Here is a 16628-nt window from a genome sequence, read left to right as displayed (position 1 = left end):
GCGGCCGGTCTTGAGAGTCGAGACGGAGCGAAACCTGTTTTACCGCGGATCACATTGCAGACGGTAGGAGTTATGACATCGTCCGAAGGGGTCGACGACGACAAGCGATCGACCCTGCGTCGGTTCGCCGCACTCGGTGCTACCGCACCGGTGGCGGGCCTCTCGGAAACCGCGAGCGCCGACACTGGCGAGAGCGACGCTCGCGACGCGATCTCGGGCTATCTCTCGACGACGCCCGGCGCCCACTTCTCGAAGATCCGCGACGATCTGCAGCTGGGCACCGGCGAGACCCAACACCACCTCCGCCAGCTCGAGGAGCGGGGTGCCATCGAGCGCTACCGGGACGGCGACTACAAGCGGTTCGTCCCCGCCGACCGGTTCGACGAGTTCGAGAAACGTGCATTGGGCTATCTCCGCCGGGACACGCCGCGGGGAATGCTGATCGAACTGTTGCTGTCCTCGGAGTCGACGGCCGGCGACCTCGCTGACGCCCTCGGAGTCTCGGCACCGACGGTGAGCAAGTACGCCGGCGAACTCGAGGGGGCCGGCCTGCTCTCTCGCGAGGACGGGTACGCGGTCGAGCGACCCGAGACCGTCCTCGTGCTCGTCGTTCGCCACGCCGACTCCTTCGGCGAGCGCGCGCGCCGACTCGCGCGCAACGCCGACCAGTTCGTCGCCTACGACGGGTAGCGAGGCGACTCGAGCGGTTACTGCTCGCAGGATAGAACGCTCCAGCCGCCGCCTTGTCTCGACTCGCTACAGGCTGACCTTCCAGGTCGTACTCGAGGAGTAGCCCCACTTCTCGATCTCGACGCCGGAGTCGCTCTCCTGGAGCGCGGTGATGTTCGACCCGACCTCCTTCGCCGTCATCCCCAGCTCCTGGGCGATGAGCCGCGACTTGAAGTAGGTCTTCGTCGCCGCGTGCTCCCGGAGATACCGGAGGATCTGGCGCTGTTTGCTCGTGAGGTCGGTCGCCGTTGCGGTGCTCATACGACGTGCCACGCCGGGAACGCTCTTAGGGGGTTTGGTACGACCGGTTAACTCACTCTCGTCTGGCGATTACTCGGAAAGTAACGACGGAATTCGGGGGCCGAAACGACGCGTTGGTACGGTCGGCTAATCGGTCCGGATCGACGACTGTCCGCGGGAGCAACTTCAATACGGTGCTACCGGTGCGGCTACTCGTATGCCGGCGTCAGGAGCGGGCCGACGCTACAGGCGACCGCCTGGCCGAGCGCCCGCGTTCGGTCGGTGAGCCCGCCCGTGAGCACGCCCGCGGCACCATCAGTTTCGGCGACGTCGTCCCGGCCGAGCACGTCGTCCATCACCGGACCGAGCTCCTCGCCGCCCTCGAGCCGTCCCGCGATACGGTCGGGAAGCCGAAGCGTCGGCCCGCTTCCCCGCTCGATGCGGTCGCCGTCGGTCGCCGCACCCCACATGACCAGGGAGAGACCCGGCGTCCCCTCCACCCGGGCAACGCCACCCTCGAGACCGACCCCGTACTCGCAGTCGGTCGCCTCGAGGGCCCGGCGGGCGCGGTTCTCGGCGCCGGAAACCGTCTCGGCGACCGAGCGGGGCTGTTCGGACACACCGGAGTCGACTGCGACGGCGGTGACCGTCGGATCGTACCGCTCGAGCGTTCGTTCGACCGCTTCGACCTTGACCGGGTTCGTGCTCCCGACTGCGACGTCCATACCCGGGGCTCGGAGCGGAACCGTTTGGAACTCCCGTTTCGTTTCGAGTCCGAACGGTCACGGCCACGAGTTCTACACGGATTTTGACGAAGAACGGGTCTCGAGCGGAGAACGGCGGCGATTTCGAAACCATTAACTCCGGTGTCTCGGAACCGAGTAGGTAGCAACTCCGTCCGGATTCTGTACGCGACTTCCCGGGCAGTACCCGTCATCCCATGACTAACGCATCACCGAGCACGAGAGTCCGACGTAGCGAACACGAAACGAGCGAGGAGACGACCGAGAGCGAGGAGAGCGACGTCGTCTGTCCCGAGTGTGCGGGCAACCTCGTCGTCGACGACGAGCACGGCGAGACCGTCTGTGAGGACTGTGGCCTCGTCGTCGAGGAGGATTCCGTCGACCGCGGCCCCGAGTGGCGCGCCTTCGACGCCACCGAGAAAAACGAGAAGTCCCGCGTCGGTGCACCGACGACGAACACGATGCACGACAAGGGGCTCTCGACGAACATCGACTGGCGCAACAAGGACGCCTACGGCAACTCCCTGGGATCACGCCAGCGCGAGAAGATGCAGCGGCTCCGCAAGTGGAACGAGCGCTTCCGCACCCGTGACTCCAAGGAGCGCAACCTCAAGCAGGCGCTCGGCGAGATCGACCGGATGGCCAGCGCCCTGGGACTGCCCACGAACGTCCGCGAGACCGCCTCGGTGATCTACCGACGCGCACTCGACGAGGACCTCCTTCCCGGCCGCTCGATCGAGGGCGTCTCGACGGCCTGCGTCTACGCCGCCGCACGCCAGGCCGGCGTTCCGCGCTCGCTGGACGAGATCGCCGACGTCTCCCGCGTCGAGAAAAACGAGATCGCCCGCACGTACCGCTACGTCGTCCGCGAGCTCGGCCTCGAGGTCCAGCCCGCCGACCCCGAGAGCTACGTCCCCCGCTTCGCGTCGGGACTCGAGCTCTCCGACGAGGCCGAACACCGCGCCCGCGGCCTGCTCCAGAACGCCAAAGAGAAGGGCGTCCACTCGGGGAAGTCGCCCGTCGGCCTCGCGGCCGCCGCGGTGTACGCCGCCGCACTGCTCACCAACGAGAAGACGACCCAGGCCGCGGTGAGCGACGTCGCCGACATCTCCGAGGTCACTATTCGGAATCGATACCACGAGCTGCTCGAGGCCGAGGAAACCCTCGGCATGGCGTAACTCCCGGACCGACACCGTTTTTCGCCGTCCCGTTCTCAGCTCCGAACAGCTATGGGTATCGATTTCGACTCGTTCACGCTTGCGGCCGCGACCGCCGACCTCGCCGACGCCGACGAGCCGACCGCTCGCGAGCACGCTGACGCCGTCGAGTTCCGGATGGACCTGACCGACGACCCCCTCGAGGATCTCGAGGGGTACGACGGCGATCTCCCGATTATCGCGACCAATCGCGCCGCCTGGGAGGGCGGCGAGTGGGACGGCGACGACGACGGCCGGCTCGAGGCCCTCTCGGAGGCGACCGCGTTCGACGCCGTCGGCGCGATCGACGTCGAACTCGAGTCGATCCTCGACGGGGAGGCGGAGACGGTTCTCGAGACCGCCCGGGAGCGGGACGTCTCGGTTGTCGCGTCCTCGCACGACTTCGAGGGGACGCCGCCCCGGGGCGAGCTGGTCTCGACGCTGACCGAGGCGGGCAAGTACGCCGACGTCGCGAAGCTGGCTGTGACGGCAGAGTCGAAAGCCGACACGATCGCCTTGCTGTCGGCGACCGAACAGCTCGCGTACCACGGCGATCGGGTGGCGACGATGGCGATGGGCGAGGTCGGACGGCACACGCGAGCCGTCGCGCCGGTGTACGGCTCGAAGATCGGCTACGCGCCCGTCGACCCCGCCGAGGCGACCGCGCCCGGACAGTACGACCTCGAGACGCTCTCGAGGCTCGTGGCCGATCTCGACGGATCGACGGCAGAAAACTGAGCGAACAGCTCCCAGCGGCTTTCACCGATCACGAAAAGCGGCGCTTCCAGCGCTGGAGCCGGGGCTTGAAACGCTACACGATCACCTTGTCGTTCGTCTGCCTCCGCTTGAACGCCACGGAGGAACACTCAAACAGCCGAACGGCACCGATCGGGCGCCAGTAGTGTCGTTTGAGGGGCCCGCGTGAGAGGAGCGCGGCCGACCCCGGTAGAGCAATCATACATATTTTGCCGAGGACCCAAACGAGCGTATGACAGGGGATACGCTGCTCGAGCGAGCCACCCGCTCGGAGCATGCCGGCGAGAACAGGTGTATCCCGTGTACCGTCCTCAACCTGGCGATCGTAGCGGTAGTGGCGGTCGTCGTCGGCCTCGCCGTTCCGATCGCCGGTATCGTGCTGTTCGTCGTCGCCGTCGCGGCGATATGGTTTCGTGGCTCCCTCGTTCCCGGAACACCGAGGCTGACGAAGTGCTCCTTTCCAGATCGGATGCCCGAGCGGTTCGAAACGTCCTCGGAGTCGACTCCGACCTCGGCCGCGGAGCTGGAGATCGACCAGTATCTCCGGGAGATCGGCGTCGTGCTCGAGGATCCGGTCGTCGACGATCTGGTCCTCGAGCCGACGTTCGAACGGGCGTGGCGACGGGAGTGTACGGCCGTCGACGTGAGAAACGCGGATCGAGACGGACTGGCCGAACTCGTCGGCATTCCGCCGTCGGAACTCGAGATCCGCCGGCAAGGCACCGCGTTCGTCGCCGTGGTCGACGGCGAGCGGCTCGGGCAGTGGGAGTCTCGGTCGGCGTTCGTCGCGGACGTGGCCGGCGCCAGGCTGCTGGAGGATCGGGTCGAGAGCTGGAACGAGCTTCCTCTCGGCCGGCGCAGCGAGGTCCTCGGGGCACTGCGGCTGTTCCTCGAGTGGTGTCCGACCTGCGGCGGCACCGTGAGTTTCGATCAGGCGGTCCTCGAGTCCTGCTGTCGCCGGTACGACGTCCTCGCGGCGACCTGCGAGGAGTGTGACGATCGGGTCCTCGAGATCGGAGGCTGAGTCGCCACATCGGAGGACCGTCCAGAGAGCTACCCCGAAAACTGTGGTGAAGATAATTCGGCACTCTGTGAAGCCGAGAGAACGAAATTCCGATTCGTCCAGTACTGGTCCAGAGGGAAACTGGAACACGCCTCAGCCGTTGTCGGATCACTGCTCCGTGTCGTACTGTACTGGTCCGGACCTGTGGCTGTCTTCGCGAGGCATGCCAGTGCGACTACCGAGCTCAGGGACAGGGCTGACATCGATCCCGCCGACTCGAGGAGTAAGACTTGGAGGTGGACCGATGACAGTGCTGCGCAGGCTCGTCCCTACGCTGCTGTCGGTGACCGAACGACGGTGAAGACGATTCCGATGGGGGGTTGGACATTACATACGAACCGCGGCGTCAGTTTACTGTTCGAATACTGATCACATGGCCATCGATCTCAAGGAGGTGACGCCACTGGAATACCACAATCTTGAGACGCTGACAAGAACCGTCGCGTATCTCGACTCAGCATCCGCTTAAGCAAAGGTGGCTGATTACCTGACATTTTGTTCAAAAACCGTTGTCTTCGGCGCTATGAGATTCACCAAATAAATGACGCTGATTGATAACTACCAACAAGCCGGTGTCTAAAAGAGATCTATACCAACAAAGAAGGTGTATGTGTTATTTTAGACGTCTTGGCCGTACGTCGTGGAAGATCCACCCTTCGAATGGACCTGAATGTCTCCCTCAAGCTCATCTCCCGACTCCAGATCGGACGCATCAATTTTCACGCCGATTGGGAGTGCATCACCAGGACTGATATCGACTGAGTTGGACTGTCCTTCGATATTTGCCCTGTTTCCAGACTTGAGATGATAAAACGTGAGTTCATCAAGTTCATCGTTCTCGATCCAGATATCCTGTTCTCCAACTCCGCTTCCGGTGTCGTTAGCGAGGTTTCTTATATCGAAAACACCGTCGAAAAAGTACACAGACTGAGGGTTGACACCTTTTCCACCGAGACCAGTTCCTTCTTCGGGATCACCGCTCCGGGCACTCGTGGGATTGTCACTAGTGAAATCAAGGTACAGCTTCCCATCTTCACCAATGTCTGCGAAGTTACCATTTCGCTGTCCGTCGTATGGGTCATCCGACCTTGGTTGTAGGGCAATGTAACCCTCATCGTCGTCAACGACATCGACTGAGACTCCTCTGGGACCCGAGGACATTTGACTTACTGCACCCGAGCCAACAAGCGCGCTTGCTCCAACAGCTGTACTCCCAGCACCGATCATAAATTTACGTCGTTCCATGGGTAACACCAGTTGTTGCGCGCTCGAGCCGCCGACCGATCGTCGTTCGCCATCGCGGCGTCGTCTTCGAGCGCATGCATTCTGGCCATCGATAGCACACCCCTTTTGTATACACTGGCAGCAGATTCGGCGTATCGAGCCTGCAGGACGGTAGTATCGCCGTGTGGAAGTCTCGTCGAAAAGTACGGGCGGTCAGGAGAACGATAACCGGGACGTACCGCGGCGAGTGGATCGGCCTGCAGTCCGGATCGGTCGCGTCCTCGGTCGAGCGAACTACCGCAGGCCCTCCGTGTCGGAGGTGAACAACAGTTGTGGCTGACAGGAAGGTGCGAGCGATGCGGCTCGAGCAACGCTCTCAAGCATGCAACCACCTACAATTGAGGAACGAACTGTCCGAATCGTCGGCACGTTACGAGGATCCAGACAATGAGCAATCACACTCCATGATCTCCAGTCTCCCGTCACTCGAGCGAAGCAAGTAAAAGAGGACCGTCGCTACGAGTCGGTGTCGTCGCTGTCGCCCTCGAGCCCGCTCTCCTCACCCGACCCGTCACCGATGACCGTCGGCTCCTCGGCTTCTTGGGGATCGGGCTCGAGGACCTGGCCCTCGCCCTCGCTCTCTCCGTCCTCGAGCCCTTCGGGCGCGTACACGTACACCGCCTCCCCGTCGACGACGTAGTACCGCCCGTCGCGCTCGTCCTCGAGCACGCGCCGATCGCAGTCGACGGCGACGTCCACGAGGTCCTCGAGGGTCGCGATCTCGATCCGCGAACGCTGCCGGACGTCGGCCGGAAGCCGACCCCGGGAGATCCAGTCGTCGAACTCCTCGCGCTCGTACCGTTCATTGATGCGCTCGAGTTCGGCCGCCGAGGGCGCGAGGGTGCCCTTCCGCCGAGCGGTGCCGAGGACGCCCAGGGCCGCGACCGAGCCGAGCCCCAGCAGGGCGAGGACGACGGCGCCGAGCCCGCCGAAGCCGGAGCTCCCCGCGACCGCGACTTCCTCGGTTCGCTCCTCGCTCCGTTCCTCGGCTGCGGGCGCCTCGACCGCGTAGGTCGCGTCGTCGGGCTCGAGAACCAGTTCGTAGCTGTCGACGCGATCGACCGACTCGCCGTCGATCGTCCCCTCGATCGCCACCTGGACCTCGACGACCGTCTCGAGGTCACCCGCGGATTCGTTGAGATCCTCCTGGATCGCCTCGGCCTCCGCGTCCGTTTCGGGCACGTCGACGGCGAACGACGCCGTCTGCTCCTCGCCGGGCGCGAGGGACTCGGTCTCCTCCTGGGCGATCGTCTCGTTGACCGCCCAGTACTCGACTACCTCCTCGTCGTCGGTCTCGCCGACCGACCGAATCACGCGGTCGGCCTCGAGCGAGACCGCGACGTCGCCGTCGGGCGCATCGTACCCGTAGGTGAAGGTCGCCTCGAGTTCGGGTGCGATCTCGGCGAAGTACATCGAGCGATCCGAGAGCTCGGTGCCGACCGGGAACACCTCGTTTTCCTCCTGGACGGTCGCGCTATGGTCGAAACCGCCGGTCGTCGACCACGCCTCGACGGTTCGCTGTTCGAACTCCTCGTCGCCGTCGTCGGCGACCGCGCCGTAGGCGCCCCACCCCCCGAGCAGGGCGAGTGCGAGCAGGGCGACGACCACCACGACGAACCACTCGTCGAGCGCGGTGCGAAGCCGCACGCGCCGTCGGTCACTGATCACGGTCGATCCCCCCGTCGTTCGAGTCGTTGTATCGAATCATAGCTATCAGTCGCTCACACCGCCGGAAGATCGCGAGCGAGACCGCGAGCGCGTCCTGATCGAACCGGTGCCGACCAGGAGGGCCAGGGGCGCCACGAGCATCCCCGTCAGCACTGCCGTCACAGCGGTCATCGCCGCCCACGGATGGATCCCGTGTAGATTCGCGATCACCGGCTCCGGCAACACCGCGAAGTAGGTGCGTTCGCTCACCGACCGGAGGTAGTACCCCGTCTCGGGCGGCGCCGTGTAGGCGACGGTCGCCGTTTCGTTCTCGCCGTAGCCCAGCGTCGTCCGCTCGTCGACGGCGACCCCCTCGCTGGCCGGCTCGACGATCGTCACCGTCGGCAGGAGCCCGCCGTTGTACAGCTCGTACTCGTGGCTCTCGGTCTCACCCATCGGAATTACGTCGGGGCGATCGGAGTCGAACTCCGCGCTGACGATCCCCGTCTCGGTCGTCCCCGACATCGCGACCATCGTCGCCAGCGAGACGACGACCAGCAGCGCAGCCAGCCCGATGACGAGTGTCCGCGCGTCGTACACGTCCGCGCGCGAGCGCTCCCGACTGCGTTCCCGGGTCGCTCCGCTCCGTCGCTCGAGTGCGAGCGAGACGCCGAGTACGAGCAGGCCGAACGCGAGCAACAGGTACGACAGCCCCTGAGTTCCCAGCACGGCGGTCGTCCCGAGCGTCGACGCCAGTCGCTGCTGGCTCGACTCGAGCCCGCTCTCGAGGCCCATCACCGCCGTCCCGAGGTGGGGAATCGTCACCGGGTCGCCGTTCGCCTCGAGGGCCGTCGCGACGACCTGGCCGTCCGTCACGATGGGCTCGCCGGAGTCCTGATCGGGGAACGGGTTCGCGTCGCCCTGGGTGACATAGCCCTGGTCGGTGACCTCGACGACCCGGTGGGTCGTGAGCCCGCCGCCCTCGATCTCCTGGGCGTCGAAGACGATCACGTCGCCCTCCTCGACCGGACCGGCGACGGCGGTCGGAACCGCGACGAAGCCGTCGCCGGTCTCGATGGTCGGCTCCATGCTGCCGGTTTCGACGTAGCTGAGCGCGATCGGAACCCCGAGCAGGTGTCCCGCGACGATCGCGAGCAACACGACGGCGACGGCGCCGATCGCGGCGAACTTCACAACTCTCCGTGCGTTCCCCTGTTGCTGTGTGCTCATCGTCCCCCGCACGTCCGGATCCTCGCCACCCGCGAGATCGGACGTACCCGGAACCGACGACGAGCGGGTGGTCCCTTACTATAGGCACGTTAGATAACGTCTGGCAGTTCCTGCAGGGTGTCAGGCCGACCCTGAACCCCCGCTATCGTCCCGTCAATATCGTCTTGAACTGTCTCAGCAGTGTCAAACGAACCGGCAAGGACTGCCAGAATCACCCCAGTATGTGATTGCAGAAGATAGTTCCAGAACGTCTTTATCATGACTTTCACCCCCTCTCAGGGTTATTTCCCGATTGTAGTGTTAGTCAGCTGTTCTCTACGCGCTCAATAATAAATATCGTGGGTAAACACGTGCCGGTGTACCTCACGCTCACCGGGGGGTGGCGCCGGGGGTACGGAGGGAGGGATCCGAATGAGTGTTAGCAAACTGGACGAGGAGGAGTTCGAATCGGGAGAACTCGACCGAGACGACGTCTTCGAGATGTTGAGCAACCAGCGCCGGCGCTGGGTACTGCACTACCTCAAACGGGAGGAGAGGGAGCGGGTCGATCTGCGTACCCTCGTCGACTCGGTGTCCTCGTGGGAGTACGAGACGCCCGCGGACGAGCTTCCCTGGAAGAAACGAAAGCGAGTCTACACGTCGTTGCGACAGTCGCATCTGCCGCGGCTCGACGAAACCGGCGTCATCGAGTACGACCGCAACCGCGGCGAGGTCGCGCTCACGGACGAGGCCCGGAAGCTCCAGCTGTACCTCGAGTACGTCCCCGAGGACGACATCCCGTGGAGCCACTGCTATCTGGGCCTGTCGGGAGTCGGCGCCGTGATCACGGCGCTCGCGTGGGTACCGGTGTATCCGATCGGCGAGCTCTCGGCCGTCGCACTGGGCGCCCTGCTCACCGCGATGTTCGGCGCGTCGGCGATCGTCCACACCTACTACCTGCGGCGCAACCGCATCGGCCACGAGGGGCCGCCGAAACGATGAGCGTCCGCCTCGGAGTCGCCCTGATCGTCGTCGCGGTCGCGATGCTGATCACCGCGAGCGCCGGCGCCAGCGTCGTCTCGATGGACCGCTCGATCGCCGTTCAGGTCGTCGACGACGAGGACGCGAACGTCGCCGTCGAGGCCGTCGAGCACGACGACGCCGAGTCGGACGACGCGACCGCGGAAGCGGACGAAACTACGACGGACGAGCGGGAGCTGCTGACGGTCACGAACCGGCTCGACGAGGAGATCACGCCAACGGAGCTCGAGGTTCCGGACGGAATCGAGAACACGTTGTGGCAGGACGGCGACAGCATCGGTTCCGGCGAGACCGCCATCCTCGAGGGAACGGTCGACTGCGAGGAGATCGGGGCGGAGCCGGAGGCGTCCGTCGAACTCTCCTCGAGCGGCGTCACGATCTCCCAGACCGTCGAACTCGAGGTGATCTGCTCGGACGCGTCGGCCTGACGAGAAATCGGAATGTTAAGGACGCCGCTCCACCACCGGGTTGACGTACAATGACTTGGATCCGCGCGCTCGCGGCCGCCGGTCTCTCCGTGCTCCTTCCCGGTGCGGGCCACGTGTTCATTCGCGACTGGGTTCGTGGCCTCGCCTTCGGCGGTATCTTCGTGGCGTCGCTGGCGATCTTGTTTCCCACCGACCAGATCGCGGCCGCCGACTCGCTCTCGGGAGCGGTGAGCGTCGTCACCACCGAGACCGACACGATCAGCCAGTTCGTCGTCTCGTTTATCATCCTCTTCGCCGCGATCGACGCGACGTTCCGGTCGATGGGGTTCCCGCCTGGCTCGAACAACGGCGCCGACCAGGACGGACCGAGCTGTCCCCACTGCGGTAAACCCCTCGACGAGGATCTGACGTTCTGTCACTGGTGTACGACTCGACTCGAGCCGGCCGAACCCGAGGACGAACCGACGAACTAGCGCCGACCGCGACGCCGGCTACTTTTCGATGATGCTCTCCTCGACGGCCTCGCCGAAGTGACGAGCCGTGTCCTCGTAGTACAGGAGGAGCTCGTCACCGGCCTCAAGGTCGGTGACCGCCTTCCGGCCCGCGCTCGTGGGCACCTTGATCGTCTCGGCGTTCTGGAGCAGCGTCTCGACGCGGTCGCCGTCGGCCGTCTCGAGGGCGACCCGGAACATCGGCCGTTTCTCGATCTTGACGCGGCCGACGATCGCCTCGCGGGTGTTGCCGTCGGTGTCGACGATCTGGACCTCGTCGCCGCTCTGTAGTTCTGAAAGATACTTCGTCCCGCCGTCGGGGGTGCGGACGTAGGCGTGGACCGCACCCGCGTTGACCCGGAACGGACGGGAGGCGACGTACGGCGATTCCGCGGTCTCGGCGTGGACGAAGACGAGCCCGCGAGCCATCGAGCCGACGAGCATTCCCTCGTCGTGCTCGAGCAGGGAGCCGGTGTCGACACAGACCCGGTCGGCGCTGCCGATCTGCTCGACGTCGAGTACCTCGGCGTAGTCGAGATCGAGGGACTCGCGTTCGGCGGCATCCCGGACCTCGACGGTACGGCGGATCTCGTCGGGATCGTCGGAATCCAGCAGGACGGCGTCGGCGCCGATCTCGAGCGTCTCGAAGGCGGTCCTGGCCTCGTCAGCGCTGGTGACCCCCGCGACGAGCTCGGTCTCCTCGCCGATCCGGGCGATCAGGTTCTCCAGCGGGATGATCGTCCAGTCCTCGCCGACGACGATCGTGTGGTCGGCTTCCTCGGCGGCCGACTCGGCGAAGGCCTCGTACTCCTTCGCGAGGATGCGAACGTACGCACCGCGGTCCAGCTCACCCTCGCGGCGCAGCGTCGAGAGGTCGGCGGAACCCGAGAGATCGCCCGGAAGATCGATCGTTCCGTCGCCCTCACCGTCCTTGCCGACGACGACGGCGTCGGGCTCGGCGGTTGACGCCGGCTCCGATTCAGTCTCGGCCTCGTCGACGACGTCGACGTCGTCGACCAGGGTGACGTCTCCGTCGGTTCGAAACGCCGCGACGTTGATCTCGCCGAGTTCGCGGACGCGTTCGACGTCGTCCTCGTCGACCAGTACCCAGTCCGCGCCCGCCTCGAGCGCGGTCGTGATCCGCGCGCGGCGGGCGTCCCAGTCGCCGACGGCGTCGTCGGCCTTGACCCAGACAGCTCTCGTCATAGCTCGAGTCTCGAAGGGCAACGGCTTGAACGTGGCGGATCCGACAGCAGTCGTGGGGATCGAAAGGTCGAGTCGACATCCCTGGCTGTGCACCGAGTTCCCACCTGTCACGGGTCGAAACGTTCAGAACGCTCGCCACCGTACCGGAAACCAGATGGCTGCCTACGACGCGATCTGTTTCGATCTCGACAGCACGCTCTGCGAGCCCACGCAGGACCCCGCCGCGGTGCTCGAGCGGGCCTTCGAGGGCGTCGACCGCGATCCCTTCTGTACGCCCGCCGATCTCCACGCGGCCGTTCCCGCCCTGCCGACGGTCCAAACTGCCGAGGAGTTCTACGCCGAGCTGTTCGCCGAAGTCGCCGACCGCGCCGACGTCGACCCCGCGCTCGCGCCCTCGCTGGCCGAGCGGTACCTCGAGGTTCAGGATCCCAGCGCCGTCCGGTTTCGCCCCGGCGCCGAGGCCGCCCTCGAGCACGCCCGCGAGCGCGGTCGGGTCGGGCTGATCACCAACGGCGGCCGGAGGACCCAGATCCAGAAGCTCCGCGCGCTCGGCATCGAGGACGCCTTCGACGTCCGCGTCTACACCGATCCGAACGCCGGCGTCTTCCCGAAACCCGACGCCGCGCCGTTCGAGCGCGCGCTCGGCGAACTCGAGGCGAGTCCGGAGCGGGCGATCCACGTCGGCGACTCCCTGCGAGCCGACGTGGCTGGCGCCAACGCGATGGGACTGGACTCGGCGTGGATCGACGTCGGCCGCGACGACGTCGCCCGCGAGCACGAGCCGACGTACGAACTCGACTCCCTCGAGGAGTTCCTGTCTGTCGTCTGATCGCGACTACGTCTCGGGCAACAGGTCGGTGTGGACGACCGCGCGATACCGGCTGTCGGTCGCCTCGTCCAGTCGCGCGAGCAGGGCGGCGACCGCGGGCAGCGACTCCGGTAACTCGAACTCGCCGTTGCCGTCGTCGCGTTGCTTGCAGCGCTTGACGAACGAGCGGATCGCCTCGAACTCCCCTTGCTGGACGTAGACGACGCCGAGGCCGTCGTCCCCGTCGGGGACCTGTCCGCGCCAGGTCCCGAGGACGGTTTCGACCGTCGAGCGAGCGGCCTGCTCCCTGGCTGCGATATCGGTCGCGTCGGGACCCTGGCCGTCGAACAGCTCGTCGAAGGTATCCTGGAGCTCGTCGGCGTTGTCGGCCAGCGACGGCGCCGCCTCGTCGGCCGCCAGCAGCTCCGCGAGCGCCTCGAGCTCGGTCCGGCGGACGGCGACGGGGTAGACGAACTCGTGGCTCTCCTCGGGCAGCTTGTAGGAGTGGCCCTCGATTCCCTGCTGGCCCTCCCCCGACCGCCCGAGCATCAGATCGAGTATTCCCATGGCTGGACCTGTACTCGGTCTTCGGATAAGTGTTCCGCGCTCCGCTCACCAGTCCTCGCCGAGCGCGGCCTTCGCGCCGCCGTACCCGCTCGCGGTCTCCCAGCGTCGGCCGCTGTCGGCGTGTTCGACCTCGAGGGCGCTCCCGCAGTCGCCACACCGGTATCGGCCCGGCGTCCGGACGGGCTCGGACGCCCGGTGGCGCGTCGCTCGCCAGTCACAGTCCGCTCCCCGACAGCGGAGCACGTACCGCGGCTCGGCGAACGAGCGACAGCGCCGGGGCGCCTCGAGCCGGGCCGCGAGCTCGCGGAACCGCTCGCCGTGGCCCGACTCGCCGAAGCGCTGGAACTCCAGTGCGTGGACGAGCTCGTGGCGCACGACCGCCGCGAACTCGGGCCACTCGTAGCGCTCGTAGGCCCGGCGCGCGAGGACGATCGTCGCGACCTCGCGGTCGGCGTCCCACCGACACAGCCCCGCGCGACGCCGCGCCCGCGAGGAGACCGCCCACTCGAGGGCGCCGACCTCGAGCTCGAGGTCGTGCTCGTCGACGACCTCGCGGGCGTGGGTCCGCGCGCGGGCGAGGAGCTCGTCGTCGACCGTGAGGGTCTCGTCGGTCACGACTCGACCGACGGACGCGATCCTCGAAACGATTTCGACCCCGCCTTCGGCACGCCTTTTTTCGCCCGCGACGACGATCGGTCGTGAACGAACTCTCGCTTCCGGAGCCGCGACGCCCCGACCCGAACGATCCGGCTTCTCCCGCCGTGCTCGTGCTCGTCGCGGTCGCCGAACCGCCCCTGGACGAGCGCCGGCCCTGGCTCGAGCGAGCCGACCTCGTCGACGCGCTGGCCGTTCCGGGCGCCGACACGCCGATCTACCTCACCGACGACGGCGCCGCGATCACGACGACCGGGATCGGTAAGAGCGACGCCGCGACGACGACGACCGCGCTGCTCGCGAGCCCCGGACTCGACCTCGAGTCGACGTACGTTCTCTCGGCGGGAATCGCGGGCGGACCGCCGTCTCGAGCCGCGCTGGGCTCGGTCGTCCTCGCGGACGCGGTCGTCGACTGGGACCGCAAACACCGCTGGGATCGGGGCGAAACCGACCAAAAGCGGGCGGGCGATCCCGCCGAGTCGATCGACACCCTCGCCTACCGTCCCCGGGACTACGTGCATCGACTCGAGAACCGACTGCTCGAGCCGGCGCTCGATACAGCAGAGCGGGTCTCCCTCGGAAGCGATCCCGAGGTTCGGGCCTACCAGGATCGGTACCCGACCGCCCCCGACGACGAACCGACCGTCGAGCTCGGAACGACCGTCTGCGGCGACGAGTTCTGGCACGGCCCGCGATACGCCCGGGAGGTCGACTGGCTCTGCGAGCAGTACGGGGTCGCCCCCTACGCGACGACCCAGATGGAAGACGCCGCGACGGCGACCACCCTCGAGCGGTTCGGCCTACTCGAGCGCTACCTGAGCGTGCGCGCGGTCGCCAACTACGACCGCTCGGCGCCCGGCGAGACGGTCGAAGAGAGCTTCGATGGAACCGAGGCGAGTCTCGCGCTGGCGATCGACAACGCCGAGCGCGTCGGCTCGGTGGTCGTCGAGGCACTGCTCGAGGCGGATCCGCTCGGAATTCGGGGGTGAAGCAGTTCGGCCGAAAAGCGAAGGCGGCGTCTCAGGCGCCGCGGGGTTCGGTCGCGGGAGGCGCCACGTCGTCCTCGAGCCGGCGCCCGCCGTAGGCGACCGCGACCATCGAGAGCCCGGTCGTGAGTAGGCTGATGCCGACGAGTAATCCGATCGCCCAGGCCGCAGTTCCGGGAAATCCGGCCCAGAGCAGCCCCGCGAGGACGAGCGAGAGAACGCCGCTAGCGGCGATCCAGGCCCGGCCGGGCTCCTCGGACATCCGGAGGCTCATCCCGAGTTCGGCGATACCGTCGACGAGCAGGTACGCGACGACCAGAATCGTCAGGCTAAGCAGGCCGACGACCGGGTTGACCAGCAGGAGCAGTCCCGCGCCGACCGAGACGACCGCGAGCGCGAGCTGCCACAGCGATCCACGCCAGCCGCGAGCGGTGAACGCGTGTCCGGCGTGGACGATTCCGCCGACGACTAACAGGGCACCGACGAGGAAGGCGATCGCGATACCTGTCGCGAGCGGTAGTAGTATCGCGAGCAGGCCGAGCAGCGCGACGACGCCGCCCGCGATCGCGAGCGTCCGCCACCCCTTATGTAACGAGTAGGTTCCGGGTTCGGTGGTTGGTGTGCTCATGGAACTCTCCGGGCGAACGGAGGCGCCGAACGGAGATAGCGGTTATCTACGCGCTGACAGTAACTCCGAGAACCAGACCGGTCCGCCTGGGAGAGGGTTCGAACGCGGAGAAAACGGTCGAACGAGTTCTCGAGCCGATCAGACCTCGAGCGCCAGGCCGGACTCGGTCAGGGCCTCGTCGACCGAGAGGTCGTCGTGGACGATCCCCCCGACGGCCGTCGCGATCGCCTCGGGGTCCTCGTGCTGGAAGATCGAGCGTCCCATCGAGATGCCGGCGCCGCCGGCGTCGGTCGCGCCCCGGACCATCTCGAGGGTCTCGCGGTCGGTGCCCCGCGAGCCCCCGGCGATGACGACGGGGAGTCGAGTCGACTCGATGACGTGCTGGAAGCTGTCGGCGTCGCCGCTGTAGCCCGTCTTCACGAGGTCGGCGCCGACCTCCTCGGCGAGGCGGACGGCGTGGCCGAGCGACTCGGGGTCTTCGGAGTCGACGCCCGGTCCGCGGGCGTAGGCCATCGCCAGGACGGGAATGCCGAACCGGTCGGCCTCCGCGGTGATCTCCGCGAGCTGGCTGGTCTGGTCGGGCTCGTAGTTCGAGCCGACGTTGATGTGGAAGGAGACGGCGTCGGCGCCGACCCGAATCGCCTCCTCGACGGTGCCGGTCAGCCGTTTGTCCTGCTCGTCGGGGCCGATCGTGGTCGATCCGTTGAGGTGGACGATGTACCCCTTGCCGTTCTTGTTGTCGTGGACTCGCGGGGCGATCCCCTTCTGGGTGAGGACGGCGTCGGCGCCGCCGCGCGTCACGCCGTCGATGGTCGATTCGATGTCCTTCAGTCCCTGGACGGCGCCCATCGTGATGCCGTGGTCCATCGGGACGATTACGTACGATCCGTCTGTACCGATCCGCTCGAGTCGTGCCTCGGTGCCTGTGGTCATTGCGAGTGTCTAGCAATCA

Annotated in this window: 20 protein-coding genes; 9 read left to right on the top strand and 11 right to left on the bottom strand. The window is 66.5% G+C overall.

The features are described from left to right. The first annotated feature begins 72 nt into the window (after positions 1–72). Positions 73–690, top strand: a complete 618-nt coding sequence (locus tag QA609_RS01825; RefSeq protein ID WP_278300867.1) for a MarR family transcriptional regulator — start codon at positions 73–75, stop codon at positions 688–690. A 66-nt stretch (positions 691–756) separates the two neighbouring features. Here the strand turns inward: QA609_RS01825 and QA609_RS01820 are convergent, their stop codons facing one another. Together QA609_RS01820 and yjjX are read right to left on the bottom strand one after the other, a co-directional pair. Continuing rightward, complete coding sequence (locus tag QA609_RS01820; RefSeq protein ID WP_278300866.1) at positions 757–990, bottom strand: hypothetical protein; 234 nt, start codon at positions 988–990, stop codon at positions 757–759. Positions 991–1178: 188 nt separating this feature from the next. Further along, positions 1179–1694, bottom strand: a complete 516-nt coding sequence (yjjX, locus tag QA609_RS01815) for an inosine/xanthosine triphosphatase (RefSeq protein ID WP_278300865.1) — start codon at positions 1692–1694, stop codon at positions 1179–1181. Positions 1695–1909: 215 nt separating this feature from the next. Here yjjX and QA609_RS01810 point away from each other — a divergent pair, with 215 nt between their 5' ends. The 3 genes from QA609_RS01810 (at position 1910) to QA609_RS01800 (ending at position 4688) form a co-directional block, all read left to right on the top strand. Next, on the top strand, positions 1910–2890 hold the full coding sequence (locus QA609_RS01810; protein WP_278300864.1) for a transcription initiation factor IIB: 981 nt from the start codon (positions 1910–1912) through the stop codon (positions 2888–2890). A 51-nt stretch (positions 2891–2941) separates the two neighbouring features. Beyond that, positions 2942–3646 (top strand): type I 3-dehydroquinate dehydratase, encoded by a 705-nt coding sequence (locus tag QA609_RS01805; protein ID WP_278300863.1) that lies wholly within the window; start codon positions 2942–2944, stop codon positions 3644–3646. Positions 3647–3896: 250 nt separating this feature from the next. Further along, positions 3897–4688, top strand: a complete 792-nt coding sequence (locus QA609_RS01800; RefSeq protein WP_278300862.1) for a hypothetical protein — start codon at positions 3897–3899, stop codon at positions 4686–4688. Between the two features lie 657 nt (positions 4689–5345). Here the strand turns inward: QA609_RS01800 and QA609_RS01795 are convergent. The 4 genes from QA609_RS01795 to QA609_RS01780 all read right to left on the bottom strand — a co-directional run bounded on the left by QA609_RS01795 (position 5346) and on the right by QA609_RS01780 (position 9148). Further along, on the bottom strand, positions 5346–5954 hold the full coding sequence (locus QA609_RS01795) for a DUF1102 domain-containing protein (protein WP_278300861.1): 609 nt from the start codon (positions 5952–5954) through the stop codon (positions 5346–5348). A gap of 513 nt (positions 5955–6467) precedes the next feature. Then, positions 6468–7679: a DUF5305 domain-containing protein gene (locus tag QA609_RS01790; protein WP_278300860.1), complete on the bottom strand. Its 1212-nt coding sequence runs from the start codon at positions 7677–7679 to the stop codon at positions 6468–6470. A gap of 45 nt (positions 7680–7724) precedes the next feature. Further along, complete coding sequence (locus QA609_RS01785) at positions 7725–8888, bottom strand: signal peptidase I (RefSeq protein WP_278300859.1); 1164 nt, start codon at positions 8886–8888, stop codon at positions 7725–7727. Positions 8889–8977: 89 nt separating this feature from the next. Then, positions 8978–9148, bottom strand: coding sequence for a hypothetical protein (locus QA609_RS01780; protein ID WP_278300858.1), 171 nt, complete (start codon positions 9146–9148; stop codon positions 8978–8980). Positions 9149–9299: 151 nt separating this feature from the next. Between QA609_RS01780 and QA609_RS01775 the strand changes: the two genes are divergently transcribed. From QA609_RS01775 to QA609_RS01765, 3 genes are read left to right on the top strand one after another with little or no spacing between them, the layout of a single operon-like run. Beyond that, entirely contained in the window at positions 9300–9869 is a 570-nt protein-coding gene (locus QA609_RS01775; protein WP_278300857.1) for a hypothetical protein, read from the top strand. After that, on the top strand, positions 9866–10336 hold the full coding sequence (locus QA609_RS01770) for a hypothetical protein (protein WP_278300856.1): 471 nt from the start codon (positions 9866–9868) through the stop codon (positions 10334–10336). The genes QA609_RS01775 and QA609_RS01770 overlap by 4 nt, the downstream gene beginning before the upstream one ends. Before the next feature lie 50 nt (positions 10337–10386). Beyond that, a complete protein-coding gene (locus QA609_RS01765; RefSeq protein ID WP_278300855.1) occupies positions 10387–10809 on the top strand; it encodes a zinc ribbon domain-containing protein in 423 nt (140 codons plus the stop codon). 18 nt (positions 10810–10827) lie between these two features. On the opposite strand, the gene QA609_RS01760 is transcribed toward QA609_RS01765, so the two are convergent. Further along, complete coding sequence (locus tag QA609_RS01760; protein ID WP_278300854.1) at positions 10828–12033, bottom strand: 3-dehydroquinate synthase II; 1206 nt, start codon at positions 12031–12033, stop codon at positions 10828–10830. 154 nt (positions 12034–12187) lie between these two features. On the opposite strand from QA609_RS01760, the gene QA609_RS01755 reads away from it, so the two are divergent. Continuing rightward, positions 12188–12862, top strand: coding sequence for an HAD family hydrolase (locus QA609_RS01755; protein ID WP_278300853.1), 675 nt, complete (start codon positions 12188–12190; stop codon positions 12860–12862). 6 nt (positions 12863–12868) lie between these two features. Here QA609_RS01755 and QA609_RS01750 read toward each other — a convergent pair whose 3' ends face one another. Together QA609_RS01750 and QA609_RS01745 are read right to left on the bottom strand one after the other, a co-directional pair. Continuing rightward, positions 12869–13408: a hypothetical protein gene (locus QA609_RS01750; RefSeq protein WP_278300852.1), complete on the bottom strand. Its 540-nt coding sequence runs from the start codon at positions 13406–13408 to the stop codon at positions 12869–12871. Positions 13409–13453: 45 nt separating this feature from the next. Next, positions 13454–14023: a SprT-like domain-containing protein gene (locus QA609_RS01745; protein ID WP_278300851.1), complete on the bottom strand. Its 570-nt coding sequence runs from the start codon at positions 14021–14023 to the stop codon at positions 13454–13456. Positions 14024–14106: 83 nt separating this feature from the next. On the opposite strand from QA609_RS01745, the gene QA609_RS01740 reads away from it, so the two are divergent. After that, positions 14107–15051, top strand: coding sequence for a phosphorylase (locus QA609_RS01740; RefSeq protein ID WP_278300850.1), 945 nt, complete (start codon positions 14107–14109; stop codon positions 15049–15051). 31 nt (positions 15052–15082) lie between these two features. Here the strand turns inward: QA609_RS01740 and QA609_RS01735 are convergent, their stop codons facing one another. Continuing rightward, a complete protein-coding gene (locus QA609_RS01735; protein WP_278300849.1) occupies positions 15083–15676 on the bottom strand; it encodes an HdeD family acid-resistance protein in 594 nt (197 codons plus the stop codon). 138 nt (positions 15677–15814) lie between these two features. Next, complete coding sequence (locus tag QA609_RS01730) at positions 15815–16609, bottom strand: 2-amino-3,7-dideoxy-D-threo-hept-6-ulosonate synthase (RefSeq protein WP_278300848.1); 795 nt, start codon at positions 16607–16609, stop codon at positions 15815–15817. Between the last annotated feature and the right edge of the window lie 19 nt (positions 16610–16628).

Source organism: Natronococcus sp. A-GB7 (assembly GCF_029688865.1).
Taxonomy (GTDB): domain Archaea; phylum Halobacteriota; class Halobacteria; order Halobacteriales; family Natrialbaceae; genus Natronococcus.
Note: the sequence above shows the minus strand (reverse complement) of the source record. Positions and strands in the feature narration are given on the sequence as shown.